At 53.6% G+C, this 16,126-nt stretch carries 13 protein-coding genes and 2 tRNA genes; 7 read left to right on the top strand and 8 right to left on the bottom strand.

Annotated features, from left to right (window positions below; all coding sequences use genetic code 11):
• Positions 1-34: 34 nt before the first annotated feature.
• A complete protein-coding gene (gltX, locus tag IMQ56_RS10130) occupies positions 35-1,450 on the top strand; it encodes a glutamate--tRNA ligase (RefSeq protein WP_015572231.1) in 1,416 nt (471 codons plus the stop codon).
• A 51-nt stretch (positions 1,451-1,501) separates the two neighbouring features.
• On the opposite strand, the gene IMQ56_RS10135 is transcribed toward gltX, so the two are convergent.
• Both IMQ56_RS10135 and IMQ56_RS10140 read right to left on the bottom strand, forming a co-directional pair.
• Positions 1,502-1,888: a YfeC-like transcriptional regulator gene (locus tag IMQ56_RS10135; RefSeq protein WP_017383469.1), complete on the bottom strand. Its 387-nt coding sequence runs from the start codon at positions 1,886-1,888 to the stop codon at positions 1,502-1,504.
• A 1-nt stretch (position 1,889) separates the two neighbouring features.
• Positions 1,890-2,252 carry a YfeC-like transcriptional regulator gene (locus IMQ56_RS10140; protein ID WP_039270229.1) on the bottom strand — a complete coding sequence of 121 codons (363 nt, stop codon included), beginning with the start codon at positions 2,250-2,252 and terminating at the stop codon, positions 1,890-1,892.
• A 217-nt stretch (positions 2,253-2,469) separates the two neighbouring features.
• Here IMQ56_RS10140 and IMQ56_RS10145 point away from each other — a divergent pair.
• The 3 genes from IMQ56_RS10145 (at position 2,470) to IMQ56_RS10155 (ending at position 5,064) form a co-directional block, all read left to right on the top strand.
• Positions 2,470-2,545, top strand: a tRNA-Ala gene (locus tag IMQ56_RS10145).
• 41 nt (positions 2,546-2,586) lie between these two features.
• Positions 2,587-2,662, top strand: a tRNA-Ala gene (locus IMQ56_RS10150).
• Positions 2,663-2,874: 212 nt separating this feature from the next.
• Positions 2,875-5,064, top strand: coding sequence for an EAL domain-containing protein (locus tag IMQ56_RS10155; protein ID WP_196063811.1), 2,190 nt, complete (start codon positions 2,875-2,877; stop codon positions 5,062-5,064).
• 46 nt (positions 5,065-5,110) lie between these two features.
• On the opposite strand, the gene nupC is transcribed toward IMQ56_RS10155, so the two are convergent.
• Positions 5,111-6,298 (bottom strand): nucleoside permease NupC, encoded by a 1,188-nt coding sequence (gene nupC, locus IMQ56_RS10160; protein ID WP_006811440.1) that lies wholly within the window; start codon positions 6,296-6,298, stop codon positions 5,111-5,113.
• A 345-nt stretch (positions 6,299-6,643) separates the two neighbouring features.
• Here nupC and IMQ56_RS10165 point away from each other — a divergent pair, with 345 nt between their 5' ends.
• Positions 6,644-7,882, top strand: coding sequence for an Nramp family divalent metal transporter (locus IMQ56_RS10165; RefSeq protein ID WP_023295104.1), 1,239 nt, complete (start codon positions 6,644-6,646; stop codon positions 7,880-7,882).
• A gap of 33 nt (positions 7,883-7,915) precedes the next feature.
• Here IMQ56_RS10165 and IMQ56_RS10170 read toward each other — a convergent pair whose 3' ends face one another.
• Entirely contained in the window at positions 7,916-8,263 is a 348-nt protein-coding gene (locus IMQ56_RS10170) for a DUF2502 domain-containing protein (protein WP_015572233.1), read from the bottom strand.
• 126 nt (positions 8,264-8,389) lie between these two features.
• On the bottom strand, positions 8,390-9,388 hold the full coding sequence (gene mgrA / locus IMQ56_RS10175; RefSeq protein ID WP_063137133.1) for an L-glyceraldehyde 3-phosphate reductase: 999 nt from the start codon (positions 9,386-9,388) through the stop codon (positions 8,390-8,392).
• Positions 9,389-9,574: 186 nt separating this feature from the next.
• Here mgrA and ipdC point away from each other — a divergent pair, with 186 nt between their 5' ends.
• A complete protein-coding gene (ipdC, locus tag IMQ56_RS10180) occupies positions 9,575-11,233 on the top strand; it encodes an indolepyruvate decarboxylase (protein ID WP_196063812.1) in 1,659 nt (552 codons plus the stop codon).
• Here the strand turns inward: ipdC and IMQ56_RS10185 are convergent, their stop codons facing one another.
• A complete protein-coding gene (locus IMQ56_RS10185; protein ID WP_032648992.1) occupies positions 11,234-12,469 on the bottom strand; it encodes an ion channel protein in 1,236 nt (411 codons plus the stop codon). It abuts the gene before it with no gap.
• A 205-nt stretch (positions 12,470-12,674) separates the two neighbouring features.
• Between IMQ56_RS10185 and glk the strand changes: the two genes are divergently transcribed.
• Positions 12,675-13,640, top strand: a complete 966-nt coding sequence (gene glk / locus IMQ56_RS10190; protein WP_003861352.1) for a glucokinase — start codon at positions 12,675-12,677, stop codon at positions 13,638-13,640.
• A 35-nt stretch (positions 13,641-13,675) separates the two neighbouring features.
• On the opposite strand, the gene IMQ56_RS10195 is transcribed toward glk, so the two are convergent.
• Together IMQ56_RS10195 and IMQ56_RS10200 are read right to left on the bottom strand one after the other, a co-directional pair.
• Positions 13,676-14,407: a LytTR family DNA-binding domain-containing protein gene (locus tag IMQ56_RS10195; RefSeq protein ID WP_196063813.1), complete on the bottom strand. Its 732-nt coding sequence runs from the start codon at positions 14,405-14,407 to the stop codon at positions 13,676-13,678.
• Positions 14,382-16,118, bottom strand: a complete 1,737-nt coding sequence (locus tag IMQ56_RS10200) for a sensor histidine kinase (RefSeq protein ID WP_165746923.1) — start codon at positions 16,116-16,118, stop codon at positions 14,382-14,384. The genes IMQ56_RS10195 and IMQ56_RS10200 overlap by 26 nt, the downstream gene beginning before the upstream one ends.
• Between the last annotated feature and the right edge of the window lie 8 nt (positions 16,119-16,126).

Raw genomic sequence — 16,126 nt, forward strand, 5'->3', positions numbered from 1 at the left:
GATTACCGGCATCTTTATAACGTAAGGCCATTTCATGAAAATCAAAACTCGCTTCGCGCCGAGCCCGACAGGCTATCTGCATGTCGGTGGTGCACGTACCGCTCTCTACTCCTGGCTTTTCGCACGTCACAACAACGGTGAGTTTGTGCTGCGTATTGAAGACACCGATCTGGAGCGCTCAACGCCGGAAGCAATTGAAGCCATTATGGATGGGATGAACTGGCTGAATCTGGCGTGGGACGAAGGCCCATACTTCCAGACCAAACGTTTTGACCGCTATAACGCCGTAATTGACGAGATGCTGGTGGCAGGCACGGCCTATAAGTGCTACTGCTCCAGGGAGCGTCTGGATGCGCTGCGCGAAGAGCAAATGGCAAAAGGCGAAAAACCGCGTTATGACGGTCGTTGCCGCCATGACCACAGCGAGCATGCTGCGGATGAGCCTTGCGTAGTGCGTTTTGCTAACCCACAGGATGGCTCTGTTATCTTTGATGACCAGATCCGCGGCCCGATCGAATTTAGCAACCAGGAGCTGGATGACCTTATCATTCGTCGTACTGACGGATCGCCAACCTATAATTTCTGCGTAGTAGTGGACGACTGGGATATGGAAATCACTCACGTGATCCGTGGTGAAGACCATATCAATAACACCCCGCGTCAGATCAACATTCTGAAAGCGCTGAACGCGCCTGTACCGGTGTATGCGCACGTATCAATGATCAACGGTGACGACGGTAAAAAGCTGTCCAAACGTCATGGCGCGGTGAGCGTGATGCAGTACCGTGATGACGGCTATCTGCCGGAAGCGCTGCTGAACTACCTGGTGCGTCTGGGCTGGGCTCATGGTGACCAGGAGATCTTCAGCCGCGAAGAGATGATCGAGCTGTTCTCTCTGAACTCGGTCAGCAAATCAGCCAGCGCGTTCAACACTGACAAACTGCTGTGGCTGAACCATCACTACATCAATACCATGCAGCCAGAATATGTGGCGACTTATCTGCAATGGCACATTGAACAGGCAAACATCGATACCCGTACGGGCCCTGAACTGGCGGATCTGGTGAAGCTGCTTGGCGAGCGTTGCAAAACGCTGAAAGAAATTGCTGAAAGCTGCCGTTACTTCTATGAAGAGTTTGACGCGTTCGACGCCGACGCGGCCAAGAAACACCTGCGTCCGGTTGCGCGTCAGCCGCTGGAAGTGGTGCGTGATAAACTCGAAGCCATTACCGAATGGACTGCGGAAAATGTTCACCACGCGATTCAGGCTACCGCTGATGAGCTGGAAATTGGCATGGGTAAAGTCGGTATGCCGCTGCGCGTTGCGGTGACGGGGGCAGGCCAGTCTCCGGCGCTGGACGTGACCGTTCATGCCATCGGCAAATCACGTAGCGTTGCGCGTATCAACAAAGCGCTGGGCTTTATTGCTGAGCGTGAAAGCCAGCAGTAATACTCGTGTAATACAAAAAACGGCAGGTTACCCTGCCGTTTTTTATGCCTGTTATTCAGCAATACCAAGACGCGTGAGAAAACCCTGCAACCCTTCACGAGCGAGCAACTTGTGCAAACGTTCCTGTTCGACAGTCGTCATGTTTTCCAGCGAGTCGATAATTTGTGGAAGCAGGCTGGATGAGGTTGCCACGCCGTAGTGGGAAGGGCTTTCCGCCACATGGTAAACAGCCCGACGGTTACGAATGGCGGGAAGACTAATGATGTGCTCCTTAACGTGCGCATCAATACATATCACCCTCGCTCTTCCGCCTTTTACACCGTTGATACCCTCCGTTTTCCATCCCTTCTGTCGTATCCAGCGATTAACGGTTTGTCGGGCTACGCCCAGACTGTCCGCCAGCTCTTCCGTGGTCATTTTGCTGCGTAATCTTTTCATATCAGCGTTGGTCGCGAATCCCTAAACGTTGTAACAAGCCGGTAATCCCTTCCCGCAGTAACAGCGATGTCATCTGCTTTTGCTCTTCCGGCGTCATTTCATTCGCCAGCGTCAGGAGCAGGGCATGAAGCGAGCCCTCGTGGTACGCCTTACCTGGCAGTTCTGGCGTCTCTGTTGCCCTACGCGCGCTGCGAATAAAGTCGCGCACTTTTTCATTGACGTGTACCAGACGCGCTTTGCCACCCTGAACGCCTGGCTTTGGCGATGTAATCCAACCCTCTTTGCGTACCCATTTATTGATGGTCTGTCGGCTATAGCCAGTCAGCAGGGCTAACTCTTCTGGCGTCATTCGTTCCTTGATCATACAATTTCCTGAATATCTGTGGGGTTAATTAGTGGTTCATTTTATAGCACCGTTTTACGTGAAAACGTGACAAGCTTAACTCCTGGCTGCGAGCAGGCTCTCAAAGTGATTCATTTGCATGATTTTTCGGCGATTGAAAGGCGGAGACTGAATTTGCCGTTGACACTCTGCGGCGGAATTCATATTATGCCGCCCGTCAACATGACAGCTTTACGACGGGGCTATAGCTCAGCTGGGAGAGCGCCTGCATGGCATGCAGGAGGTCAGCGGTTCGATCCCGCTTAGCTCCACCAAACTCTGAACCCAACAGAGTGCGGTAGGTAAAGTAACATGTGGGGCTATAGCTCAGCTGGGAGAGCGCTTGCATGGCATGCAAGAGGTCAGCGGTTCGATCCCGCTTAGCTCCACCAAAATTTAAACCCTCGTCGCAAGACGGGGGTTTTTTTATATCTTGTAAAATATTTTAGACTGTTTTTGTTGCAATTAACGTCGTTTTCTACACCTCACCTCAATCCAAATCAATAAACAAGTCTATAAATAGACCTGAACTTGATTCGTGTTATTAATAAACCTATTATCCATGCGGTCAATGAGACGATGGTAAAATAGATTATCCGGATTAATGAATAGAAAAATTTACAATAATGTAAAGATATTTATGATTGCCCTGGCGCTAAGCCTGATTGCGATTCCTTTTTCTCGTTATATCTCTCCACGGGCCATCGTCAGCGAAAATGATGTTTATCTGGCGTGGTTGCCCTTAAGTGCCATGCTCGCCATCGTGTTGTTATTTGGACGACGGGCAATCATTCCTTTGCTGTTTGGTTTTAGCGTTACTAACATTTATAACCTTGATTTAACGCCGCTACAATCAGCCGTATTATTATGTTGTCAGACGTTTACCGTCTTCGCCGCCTGTGGCGTCATCCGTCTGGTGCTGGGCAAGCGCTGGCGACACAGCATACCGAATAAGTACATTGGCATACGTATTTTCTGGCTCGGATTTATGGTGCCTGTGGGCATCAAATTATCGATGTATCTGGCGGGATATTTATTTGATTTCCCGGTGACAATCTCCTCCTATTTCGGCGAAGGCTCTGCAATTTATAACGTTATCGATATTCAGAGTCTGATTTGTGCCGCCCTGATTTTCACCATGATGTTCTATTATCCGTTAAGAATGATTATTAATCCTCGCTATGCCCGAACATTCTGGCGGCGAAGCGTGAAGCCCCTCTTTTGTCACAAAAAAGCGTTATTTATCGTTGTGTGGCTGATGCTGTTGATCTCGATGATCGCTATTTTATGCGCGCCTTTTGAGTCGCAGTTTATTGCGGGTTATTTGATGCCAATCGTTTTCATTCTTTTCACCCTGGGGATTGGTCGTCTGAGCTATGCGCTCATCTCTTTATTCTGGGCGGCCTCGGCGCTCATGCTGTTGACCTATAATTATAATTTTCTTAATGGCGTTGAATCGGGCCACTCGCTCTCTTTTATCCTGTCGGTGCTAATCTCTTTCGCCATCTGCCTGCTTTACATGTCGCGGATCTATCAGAAAAGTGAATGGCTGAAACAGGGGTGGCAGGAGAGGGCGCTTACCGATCCGCTCACCGGTCTGCCTAACATTCGTGCGCTGGAAGTGTTTTTACAGCACCATCCCGAGGCCAAAGTCTGCTGCCTGCGCCTGGATAATCTCGAATTCCTGAGCCGTCACTACGGCATCCTCATGCGTGTACATTGTAAAAAGATGATAACCGCGTCGCTGCAACCGTTATTGCAAAAAGACGAGAAGCTCTTCCAGTTGCCGGGCAGTGAGCTGGTAGTGGTCTTGCTGGGGCCGGGCACGGCTGAACGTCTGCAATATATGGTTGATCATCTGAACAGCCGTAAGATTGTCTGGAACAAGACTGAGCTCGACATCGAGTTTGGCGCCTCCTGGGGCGAAGTGCCGGATGGAGAAAGCCTGCATCACACGCTGGGTCAGCTGAGCTGGCTCTCCGAGCAGTCCTGTGCCGGGCATAACGTCCTGGCGTTAACCAACAGTCTGGATGATGTCTCCGGTCAGACGACGGACAGAGTGCTGATGCTGGCCCGCATAAAACGCGCCCTTGATGTCGGAGGGCTTCACCTTTACGCCCAGCCAATCCATAACGCGCGTGGGGAAGGGTACTTTGAAATACTCTCAAGGCTTGAAAGCGAGGGTGAAATCATTACACCTGATCGCTTTATTCCGCTGATTGCTCAGTTTAACCTGAGCCACCGATTTGACCTGAACGTGATGGAAAAATTGCTGAAGTGGATGCGCAGCCATCCGTCCGAACGGGCCGGAACGCGGTTCTCCGTCAATCTGATGCCGCTGACGCTGATGCAAAATGAGATAGCGGCTGAGATCATCGCGCTTTTTGAACGCTACGCCATTGCGCCGCAAGATATCGTCATTGAGATCACCGAGGAACAGGCTTTCTCTGACTCGGGAAGCAGCATCAACAATATCCAGCAGCTGCGGGATTACGGCTTCCGGATTGCTATTGATGACTTTGGTACCGGCTATGCCAACTTTGAGCGCCTGAAGCGGCTGGAGGCCGATATCATTAAGATCGATGGCTGCTTCGTGAAAGATATCTGCACCGACAGCATGGATGCGATGATCGTGCAGTCCATTTGCAACATGGCCAAAACGAAATCGCTTTGTGTGGTGGCTGAATATGTGGAATCGGCTGAACAACGCGAGATGTTGCTGCGATTTGGCGTGGACTATTTGCAGGGCTATTTGATTGGTAAACCACTGCCCCTGACGGCGCTGGAGGCATAAAAAAAACCGGGAGCGATGGCTCCCGGTTTTTATTGCACGGTATGAATTACAGAACCAGTGCTGCAATAGAGGCAGACAGGACGCTCACCAGCGTTGAACCGTAAACCAGCTTCAGGCCAAAGCGAGAAACGACGTTACCTTGCTCTTCGTTCAGGCCTTTAATCGCACCTGCGATAATACCGATGGAAGAGAAGTTCGCGAAGGAGACCAGGAAGACGGACAGGATCCCTTCCGCACGAGGGGAGAGTGTGCTGGCAATCTTCTGGAGATCCATCATCGCCACGAACTCATTGGAAACCAGTTTCGTTGCCATGATACTGCCCACCTGCAACGCTTCGTGAGCGGGCACGCCCATCACCCAGGCAATCGGGTAGAAGATGTAGCCCAGAATACCCTGGAAGGAGATACCGAGTACGGCCGCAAACAGGGCGTTCAGCGCAGCGATCAGCGCGATAAAGCCAATCAGCATCGCGGCGACGATAATTGCAACCTTGAAACCCGCCAGAATGTATTCACCCAGCATTTCGAAGAAGCTCTGTCCCTCGTGCAGGTTTGACATCTGAATGTTCTCTTCGCTGGCATCCACGCGGTACGGGTTAATCAGCGAAAGCACGATAAAGGTGCTGAACATGTTCAGAACCAGCGCCGCAACTACGTATTTTGGTTCCAGCATGGTCATATACGCGCCCACGATAGACATGGAAACGGTAGACATTGCGGTTGCCGCCATGGTGTACATGCGGTTACGGGACATCTTGCCGAGAATATCTTTATACGCAATGAAGTTCTCAGACTGACCCAGGATCAGCGAGCTGACTGCGTTAAAGGATTCCAGTTTGCCCATGCCGTTAACTTTCGATAACAGGAAGCCGATCGCACGGATAACCACCGGCAGAACGCGGATGTGCTGAAGGATACCGATCAGGGCAGAGATGAAGACGATAGGGCAGAGCACCTTCAGGAAGAAGAAGGCCAGACCCTGATCGTTCATGCTGCCAAAGACGAAGTTTGTCCCTTCGTTGGCAAATCCGAGCAGTTTTTCGAACATTTCGGAGAAGCCTTTCACGAAGCCCAGGCCTACGTTGGAGTTCAGGAAGAACCACGCAAGTAAAACTTCAATGACCAGCAGTTGGACAACATAGCGAATACGAATTTTTTTGCGGTCTGTGCTGACCAGCAATGCAAGTGCAGTAACGACAACGAGTGCCAGGACAAAATGAAGGACGCGGTCCATATTTGCTCCAAATATGAGGCAGGTTTAATTTCCGTGCACATTCTATGTAACAAGCACAAAGAAAACGAGATCAAGCCCACACTATAGTTACATCCTGTGACGAGTCTCAAAAATAGTGATCAACAAGACATTTTTGTTATGTTAGGTAAATGAGTGAAAAGTTAAGTTTGTGTGCTACGCTTCACAAATGTCTGCGCATTTTCACATTCTGTGACCTTGCTCCACCTGCCTGTCTATCGTTCCTGACTATCAGAGAAATCATGTTAACCGTTACAAATGAACTTGATAATCATTCTCATTTTGATAGCATAAAACATAGCAAAGGCTATATTTCCAGAGGCAGAAATGACGAATAGTCGCGTAGAGAGTAGCAGCGGCAGAGCGGCACGCAAGCTGCGGTTCGCATTAATGGGACCGGCATTCATTGCCGCGATTGGCTACATCGATCCGGGTAATTTTGCGACCAACATTCAGGCCGGGGCCAGTTTCGGCTATAAACTGCTGTGGGTTGTGGTCTGGGCCAATCTGATGGCGATGCTGATTCAGATGCTCTCTGCGAAGCTGGGTATTGCTACCGGAAAAAACCTGGCGGAGCAAATCCGCGATCATTATCCACGTCCGGCAGTTTGGTTTTACTGGGTTCAGGCAGAAATTATCGCCATGGCCACCGATCTCGCCGAGTTTATCGGGGCGGCGATCGGCTTTAAGCTTATCCTGGGCGTCTCCCTGCTTCAGGGGGCGGTGCTGACCGGTATCGCCACTTTCCTGATTCTGATGCTCCAGCGGCGGGGACAAAAACCGCTGGAGAAAGTCATCGGCGGCCTGCTGCTGTTCGTCGCTGCCGCCTATATTGTTGAGCTGATTTTCTCCCAGCCGAATCTGGCGCAGCTGACGAAAGGGATGGTGATCCCGTCGTTACCCACTTCTGAAGCCGTTTTTCTGGCTGCCGGGGTGCTGGGGGCGACCATCATGCCGCACGTCATTTATCTGCACTCTTCATTAACCCAGAATCTGCATGGCGGGACGAGTAAAGAGCGCTACTCCGCCTCGAAATGGGATGTGACTATCGCGATGACCATTGCCGGATTTGTGAATCTGGCGATGATGGCGACCGCCGCCGCCGCGTTCCACTTTAACGGGCATACCGGGGTTGCCGATCTCGACCAGGCTTACCTGACGCTGGAGCCGTTGCTGAGCCATGCCGCTGCCACTATTTTTGGTTTAAGCCTGGTTGCTGCGGGTCTTTCATCTACGGTTGTGGGGACACTGGCCGGGCAGGTGGTGATGCAGGGGTTCGTACGTTTCCATATTCCGCTGTGGGTTCGCCGCTCGGTCACGATGCTGCCTTCCTTTGTTGTGATCCTGATGGGGCTGGATCCGACCCGCATTCTGGTGATGAGTCAGGTACTGCTAAGTTTCGGGATTGCGCTGGCGCTGGTGCCACTGCTGATCTTCACCAGTAATAAATCGCTGATGGGCGAACTGGTGAATTCGACGTGGGTGAAGCGCGCCGGGTGGGCCATTGTGGTCGTGGTGGTGGCGTTAAACTTGTGGTTGCTGATAGGCACAGCCGCAGGCCTGTAAAAGAAAAAGGAGCCGGAAGGCTCCTTTTTGTTGTTAATGGTGATGGCCGTGACCGTGGCCTCTGCCTTTTCCATGACCCCAGCCGCCACGGCGGTCGTCACGATCGTTCCAGCCTTCGCGGTAGCCGCGTTCGTAAGCCTTACGCTTATCCCAGCCACGGTGATAGCCGTTATCGTGTTTCCACCAGCGGTTTTGACGCCATTCATAATGGCGGTGCCAGTAGTCACGGTCGCGCCAGTAGCCACCGTCCCAGTATCTGCCGTAGTCATCACGATCGCCAATTTGTAATTTAATCGATGGCAACAGGGTGATTTCGCCCGCACTGGCGACCAGCGGGGCCGAAGCCAGTAATACCGCTGCAAGAATCAGTGACCTGAACATACTCTTCTCCTTCACGATCGGGGCCGCTGTGCGACCTGTTAACGCAATTTTACGAGTTGGTAAACATTCGTTTCATCGCCTCAACTCCTAAATCATGAACGAGAGCACTTTTTGCTAAAAGTGTTTTTAATCTGAACTGGACAGGATCGTATCTATCGTCTTCAGCTCTTCTGCCGTGAACCGACAATTTTCAAGCACGCCTGCTGCATCTTCAATTTGTCCGGTCTTGCTTGCGCCGATGAGCACTGAACTCACTGTATCGTGGCGCAGGATCCAGGCCAACGCCATTTGCGAAAGCTTTTGCCCCCGTTTTTCCGCCAGCGCATTCAGCTTGCGTACCTTCTCCAGCTTTTTGTCGGTGATCTGCTCCGGGTTAAGGAACTTACTGCCGCTTGCTGCGCGAGAATCCGCCGGGATACCGTTCAGATAGCGATCGGTCAACTGTCCGCCCGCCAGGGGGGAGAAGGGGATACATCCCACCCCTTTATGCTGCAACACGTCCAGCAACCCCTCTTCAGGCGCACGTTCAAACATGGAGTACTTCGGCTGGTGGATCAGACATGGCGTGCCCAGATCCTCCAGTATTTCAATCGCCTGCCTTGCCACTTCTGCCGGGTAGTTGGACAGACCGATGTACAGCGCCTTGCCCTGACGTACCACATGGTCAAGCGCTTTCATGGTTTCACGTAGCGGCGTTTGTGGATCCGGGCGGTGGTGATAGAAAATATCGACATACTCCAGCCCCATACGCCTGAGGCTCTGGTCCAGGCTGGCGATCAGATATTTACGTGAGCCCCAGTCGCCGTAAGGCCCGTCCCACATGGTGTAGCCCGCTTTGGTGGAGATGATTAGCTCATCGCGCCAGGGCAGGAAATCCTCCTGCAAAATGCGCCCGAAATTACGTTCGGCCGAACCAGGAGGCGGGCCGTAATTATTGGCAAGGTCAAAATGCGTAATACCCAAATCGAAAGCACGCTGTAAAAGTTGACGGCTGTTTTCGAGTAACGTCGCGTCGCCAAAATTATGCCAAAGCCCCAGCGAGATGGCGGGAAGCTTAAGGCCGCTTTGCCCACAGCGGCGATATTGCATTGTCTGATAACGATTTTTGTCAGGCTGATAACCCATTGGCGAGACCTCTGGCGCTGGAAAGAAACATCAGTGTATACGTTTACACTAACCTGAAGAAAATGAGCATAGCTCAGCTTTTTTCGTAAAGCATTCTTTCCAGACCCTGATTGTCGCCAATTCTGGACACGCTTCACGCTTATTTAATACTCAGAGTGAGGTCAACGTCAGAAGGACACTTATAATATGCGTACCCCCTATTGCGTCGCCGATTACCTGCTGGACCGACTAACAGATTGTGGTGCCGATCATCTGTTTGGCGTGCCAGGCGACTATAACCTGCAATTTCTCGATCACGTGATAGACAGCCCGGACATCTGCTGGGTGGGCTGTGCCAATGAACTGAACGCGTCTTACGCCGCAGACGGCTATGCCCGCTGTAAGGGCTTTGCCGCGCTCCTGACGACATTCGGCGTTGGGGAGTTAAGCGCCATGAACGGTGTGGCGGGCAGCTTTGCCGAACATGTTCCCGTCCTCCATATTGTGGGGGCCCCGGGTATGGCGGCGCAGCAGCGAGGAGAGTTATTGCACCATACGTTGGGCGACGGCGAGTTCCGCCATTTCTATCATATGAGCGAACCCATCACCGTTGCACAGGCGGTACTTACCGAACAAAACGCCTGCTATGAAATTGACAGAGTCCTGACCACTATGCTGCGGGAGCGCCGTCCGGGCTACCTGATGCTGCCCGCTGATGTGGCGAAAAAAGCCGCTACGCCCCCTGTAAGCGCTCTCACTGTTAACCCCGCACCGGCTGATTCAGCCTGCTTGCAGGCGTTCCGTGAGGCTGCCGAAAAGCGCTTGTCCACGAGCAAACGCACCGCGCTGTTAGCGGACTTCCTGGTACTCCGCCATGGTCTGCGCACGGCCCTTCAGACGTGGGTGAAAGAGGTGCCGATGGCACACGCCACCATGCTGATGGGCAAGGGCATTTTTGACGAACGACAGAGCGGTTTTTACGGCACCTACAGCGGATCGGCGAGCGCCGCGCCGGTCAAAGAGGCCATCGAGGGGGCTGATACGGTGCTGTGTATTGGCACGCGCTTTACCGATACGCTCACTGCCGGGTTTACCCACCAGCTGACGCCAGACCAGACGATAGAGGTTCAGCCACACGCGTCCCGCGTCGGCGACGTCTGGTTTACGGGTATCCCGATGAGGGAGGCCATTGAAACGCTGACAGCGCTGTGTAAAACCTATGTTCATGATACGCGAACGCCATTGGATCACAGCGGCTTTTCGTTCCCGACTATCGAAGGGGCGCTGACTCAGGAGAGCTTCTGGCGTACCCTGCAAACGTTTATCCGCCCCGGAGACATTATTCTGGCTGACCAGGGGACGTCTGCTTTCGGCGCTATCGATCTGCGTTTACCCGCGGACGTGAACTTTATCGTCCAGCCGCTGTGGGGATCGATTGGCTACACGCTGGCGGCGGCGTTTGGCGCGCAAACGGCGTGTCCGAACCGACGCGTGATTGTCCTGACGGGTGACGGCGCCGCGCAGTTGACCATTCAGGAGCTGGGATCGATGCTGCGCGACAAGCAGCGCCCGATTATTCTGGTGCTTAACAACGAAGGATACACGGTGGAAAGGGCCATCCACGGGCCGGAGCAGCGCTATAACGACATTGCCCTCTGGAACTGGACGCAGATCCCGCAGGCGCTGAGCCTGGCGCCTCAGGCAGAATGCTGGCGCGTCAGCGAAGCGGAAGCGCTGGCGGAGGTGCTGGATAAAGTGGCACACCATGAGCGGCTTTCGCTGATTGAGGTGATGCTGCCGAAAGCCGATATTCCGCCGCTGCTGAGCGCGCTGACCAAAGCGCTGGAGGCGCGCAATAACGCCTGATTACCTGTCGTTTCGCCATCCCATCAGCATCGGTTTGCCCGCCAGCAGGAGCCAGGCGGGCAACATCACGATACAGAGCAGCGGCAGAAGCGTGGTATCCGGCACGACAACGGCCGCCATAAACAGGCTCAGCCACGCATCGCGCGTGACCACCAGTACCAGCCCCAGAATGGAACAGGAGACGGTAATCGCCGCAGGGACAGCGTCAACGTGCTCATGCAGCATCAGCCCCAGCGCGACGCCAACAAATACCGCCGGGAAGATACGACCTCCCCGGAAACCACAGGCCGCAGCGACCACCAGCGCCGCCAGTTTTACCAGCGCGAACAGCAGATAATCGGAGACGCTAAAGACCTGGCTGAAGGCCAGCTGCTGCATCTCGTCCAGACCCTTAAACAGCGTAACCGTCCCGCCGATGGCGCCTAAAACGCCCAGAATAAACCCCCCCATGCCCAGAATCAGCACCGGATGCTTCAGCCTGTGCATCAGGCGATGCAGGCGAGGGAGACACCACACCGCGACCATCCCCAGCGCAATGGCGATCGCGACGACGACGGCACCGCTGAAAATATCGGTGAGTTGCATCTGGCCGTAGTGGGGGATGGTGAGTGAAAAATGGGGATGGAAAAACAGGCTGGTGGTGAGGGCTCCCGCAGCGGCGGCCATTAGCGGCGCGAAGAGTTTATCCCACAGCGGTACTTCATGATCACTGCTGAGGGTTTGCGAAAAAATGAGCGCAGCCGCGACCGGAGTGCCAAACAGCGCCCCGATGGTGCCTGCTGACGCCAGGATCGTCCAGTCCAGCGCGCCAACGCGCGGAAAAAGACGCGCCCCCAGAAAGACCGCCAGCGCGATATTAACCGCCATAATGGGATGTTCAGGCCCGAGGCTTACGCCGCCCGCAAGACCGATAATCAGCGCGATAATAAGCCCCGGCAGAGCAGAGGGAGAGACAGGGGCGCCAATCAAGGGTTCCAGTGCCGGGTCCGGCCCGGCATGACCCGGGCTATAGCGGATCACCAGCCCTACGGCAATCCCGGTCAGGGTCAGCATCATCATGATCCAGCCCGGCGAGTCAATGCTGATGCCGAATTTTACCGGAAGCGCGGTCCATAAAATCGTTTGCAGCACCGCCGCCACTTTCATGACGACGATGAGCACCAGGCTCGACGCCACGCCAATAATCAGCGCCGGGACAGCCAATAACAGCATGGTTCTGGCTCGCGGATGGAGCATGATGATTTCCTTGTACAAAACGGCTTAACGTTACTTTGCACAATCAGCATTGTGGCAATAGTGCAAAAGGTGCTGAAACGGTAAAGTTATAATGTGACGAAGATCGATAATCCATGGGCAGTCACCTTCTGGTCGTTGTTGTTATCACGCCTTGAATTTACAGTGTCCCAAAGATTTATTCTGACTTTAGCGGAGCAGTAGAAGAATGACAAAGTATGCTTTGGTAGGTGATGTAGGCGGCACCAACGCGCGCCTTGCCCTGTGCGATGTGAACAGCGGTGAAATTTCTCAGGCGAAAACCTATTCAGGGCTGGATTACCCAAGCCTGGAAGCTGTGGTTCGCGTCTATCTGGAAGAGCATAAAGTGAGCGTTGAAGACGGTTGTATCGCCATCGCCTGTCCGATCACCGGCGACTGGGTGGCGATGACCAACCACACGTGGGCCTTCTCAATTGCCGAAATGCGGAAAAACCTCGGCTTCTCGCACCTTGAAATAATCAACGACTTCACTGCGGTTTCCATGGCTATCCCAATGCTTAAACCAGAGCATCTGATTCAGTTCGGCGGTACGGCCCCGGTTGAAGGCAAACCGATTGCCGTTTACGGCGCAGGCACCGGCCTGGGGGTGGCGCACCTGGTCCACGTCGACAAACGCTGGGTCAGCCTGCCGGGCGAGGGCGGTCACGTGGATTTTGCGCCGAACAGCGAAGAAGAGGGCATTATTCTAGAGGAGCTACGCGCCGAGATTGGGCACGTGTCGGCCGAGCGGGTGCTTTCTGGCCCGGGCCTGGTGAACCTGTATCGGGCGATTGTAAAATCAGACGGTCGTCTGCCGGAAAATCTGCAACCTAAAGATGTGACCGAACGCGCGTTGGCCGACAGCTGTATTGACTGCCGCCGTGCTTTGTCGCTGTTCTGCGTCATCATGGGGCGTTTTGGCGGCAACCTGGCGCTGAACCTTGGCACCTTTGGCGGGGTCTATATTGCGGGCGGGATCGTGCCGCGCTTCCTCGATTTCTTTACCGCCTCCGGCTTCCGTGGCGGCTTCGAAGACAAAGGCCGCTTCAGGAGCTATGTCCAGGACATTCCTGTTTACCTGATTGTCCACGACAACCCAGGCTTACTGGGCTCCGGGGCGCATCTGCGTCAGGTGCTGGGTCAGATACTCTGATGCTCATTCCCCTCTCCTGCGGGAGAGGGAACGCGCTACAGGTGCATGAGCTGGCGGAACTCTTTCACCCTGCTGCGGCTTACCGGCACCTGGAAATCCAGATCCTTCAGACGCAAAATATAGGTGTTATTAAACCAGGGTTCGATTTCGCGGATCTTGTTCAGGTTGACGCAGAACGAGCGGTGGCAGCGGAAGAAGTGAGCGGTCGGGAGTTTATTGCAGAATTCGGTGATGTTCATCGCCATGACGTAGGATTCACGCCGCGTATAGACAAACGTCATTTTTTCATGCGCTTCGGCATAGTAAATATCGTCGACAGGCGTGACGATGATCCGTTCGTCCTTCACCAGATTAATCGTGTCGTTTTCCCGCGCTACCGGGCTGGCACTGGCGGGTAATGCCTGCTGCTGCCACGCGGCTTCCAGCTTGTGCAGCATGCTGATAATACGCAACTCCTGGTACGGCTTGAGAATATAGTCAAACGCCTCAAGCTCGAAGGCCTCCACGGCATGCTCTTTCCACGCGGTGACAAACACAATAAACGGCTTGTGGGCGAACTGATTGATATTCTGCGCCAACAGGACACCGTCCAGCGACGGAATATTAATATCGAGGAATATCGCGTCGACCCGGTTATGCTGTAAAAATTTCAGCACGTCCAGACCATCCTCAAAACAGCCAACAATCTCCATCTGGCTGTGGGTTTTGATCAGCCAGCTCAACTCCTGTTGAGCCAGAATTTCATCTTCTACGATGATGACTTTCATCTGTTACTCCGGCCTGCGGCAACAAGGATATCGGGGCATTCACGGGCGTTCGCTCATTCGGAACATAAAAGGCAATTTCGGTGCCCGGCTCAAGACGGTGAATATGCAGCCCGTCACCGTACAGCAGTTTGACCCGGTGATGCACATTCAGCAGTCCGATCTTGTTGCCCGGCATTTCGTTTGATTTGACGCGCTCAATGACTTGCGGATCGATGCCGTGCCCGGTATCGCGCACGGCGATGCGCACGCGGTTACCGCTTTCCGTCACGCTAATCGTTACTACGCCTTTGCCTTTACACGGCTGAATACCGTGAACAATGGCGTTTTCCACCAGAGGCTGGATCAGCAGGCTTGGGATCACGCAGCTGACCTCTTCATCAATATCGTAAATGACCGTGAGCTTATCGCCAAAGCGTGCCTGCTCGATGGCGATGTAATCCTTGATTTGATACAGCTCTTTTTTGATGTCGATCTGCTCGTCGTCATTTAGCTCAATGTTGTAGCGCAGATAGCGCGACAGATTAAATATCAGCTGCCGCGCGGTATCCGGATTCAGACGGATGGAAGAGGAGATAGCGTTCAGCGCGTTAAACAGGAAATGGGGATTGATCTTGCTTTGCAGGGCGCGCAGCTCTGCCTTATTTGCCATCTCGCGCAGCTGCTCTGCACGCGAAACCTCAAGTTGAGTGGAGATAATCTGCGACAGGCCAATCGCCATCTCCTGGAGCGAAGAGGTGATTTGGTGCGCATGGCAGTAGTAAATTTTCAGCGTCCCCGTGACCACGCCTTTTTCCCACAGCGGGATCACCAGCATTGAGTGGATCTCTGGCGTCCGGTGGGCTTCATCATTGTTTTTAATGATGATTTTTCCGTAGTTAATCGCCTGTCTGGTGGTCGGGCTGATGGTATCGTCGCTGTCGCGATAATTGTGCTCCCCGACGCCAACGTAAGCCAGCACGTGGTCAATATTGGTGATGGCGACCGCATCGGCGTGAATATCACGGCGGATGATATCGCAAACCTGACGTAAAGATTCGGCGTTAACGTGTCGGAAAAGCGGCAGCGTCTTGTTGGCGATATCCAGCGCCAGCTTGGCCTGACGCGCGGCGCTGGCCTCTTTTTCGCCCTCCACGCTTTGCACCAGCAGCACGATAAAACCGATACAGACGCTCCCGAGGATCATAGGAATACCGATCTTCGAGACGATATCCAGCCCCAGCGCAACGGTTGGCGCCCAGACGATGACCAGGATCATGGTCAGCGTTTCGCAGACCATCCCCGCGATAATCCCTGCACGCCAGTGCTGCTTTTTCGGGATTTTGCGGTTAATCCAGCCCGAGAGCAGCCCGGCAATAATGCTGGTGATAAAGCAGGGGACTGCCGTCACGCCGCCAATATCAATCAGGTATCGATGGGTGCCGGCGATGATGCCTGTGATAATCCCAACCCAGGGACCAAAGAGGATCCCGCCCGACATGACGGCGATGATGCGCACGTTCACCAGCGAGCCTTCTACCGGCACCCCGGACCAGGTGCTGAACAGGGCAAACATCGAAAAGATAAACGTGACGGCCAGCAGCTCTTTTGGCGAATGGGCAGATTTATGCAACAGTTCGCGGAACAAGCGGATGCGGATAAGGAAAAAGAGACAGATCAGCATTAATGCCGCGCGGTCGAACACCGCCAGGAGCATATTGAAGATTTCGTGCACGGTCAGGC

This window comes from Enterobacter sp. Res13-Sevr-PEC09-46 (genome assembly GCF_015672585.1).
Lineage (GTDB): Bacteria > Pseudomonadota > Gammaproteobacteria > Enterobacterales > Enterobacteriaceae > Enterobacter > Enterobacter hormaechei_C.

What these genes read in the sequence shown, in the direction of transcription:
- gltX (WP_015572231.1), top strand. Translation starts at nt 35, where the DNA reads ATGAAAATCAAAACTCGCTTCGCGCCGAGCCCGACAGGCTATCTGCAT.
- IMQ56_RS10135 (WP_017383469.1), bottom strand. Translation starts at nt 1,888, where the DNA reads ATGAAAAGATTACGCAGCAAAATGACCACGGAAGAGCTGGCGGACAGT.
- IMQ56_RS10140 (WP_039270229.1), bottom strand. Translation starts at nt 2,252, where the DNA reads ATGATCAAGGAACGAATGACGCCAGAAGAGTTAGCCCTGCTGACTGGC.
- IMQ56_RS10155 (WP_196063811.1), top strand. Translation starts at nt 2,875, where the DNA reads ATGAATAGAAAAATTTACAATAATGTAAAGATATTTATGATTGCCCTG.
- nupC (WP_006811440.1), bottom strand. Translation starts at nt 6,298, where the DNA reads ATGGACCGCGTCCTTCATTTTGTCCTGGCACTCGTTGTCGTTACTGCA.
- IMQ56_RS10165 (WP_023295104.1), top strand. Translation starts at nt 6,644, where the DNA reads ATGACGAATAGTCGCGTAGAGAGTAGCAGCGGCAGAGCGGCACGCAAG.
- IMQ56_RS10170 (WP_015572233.1), bottom strand. Translation starts at nt 8,263, where the DNA reads ATGTTCAGGTCACTGATTCTTGCAGCGGTATTACTGGCTTCGGCCCCG.
- mgrA (WP_063137133.1), bottom strand. Translation starts at nt 9,388, where the DNA reads ATGGGTTATCAGCCTGACAAAAATCGTTATCAGACAATGCAATATCGC.
- ipdC (WP_196063812.1), top strand. Translation starts at nt 9,575, where the DNA reads ATGCGTACCCCCTATTGCGTCGCCGATTACCTGCTGGACCGACTAACA.
- IMQ56_RS10185 (WP_032648992.1), bottom strand. Translation starts at nt 12,469, where the DNA reads ATGCTCCATCCGCGAGCCAGAACCATGCTGTTATTGGCTGTCCCGGCG.
- glk (WP_003861352.1), top strand. Translation starts at nt 12,675, where the DNA reads ATGACAAAGTATGCTTTGGTAGGTGATGTAGGCGGCACCAACGCGCGC.
- IMQ56_RS10195 (WP_196063813.1), bottom strand. Translation starts at nt 14,407, where the DNA reads ATGAAAGTCATCATCGTAGAAGATGAAATTCTGGCTCAACAGGAGTTG.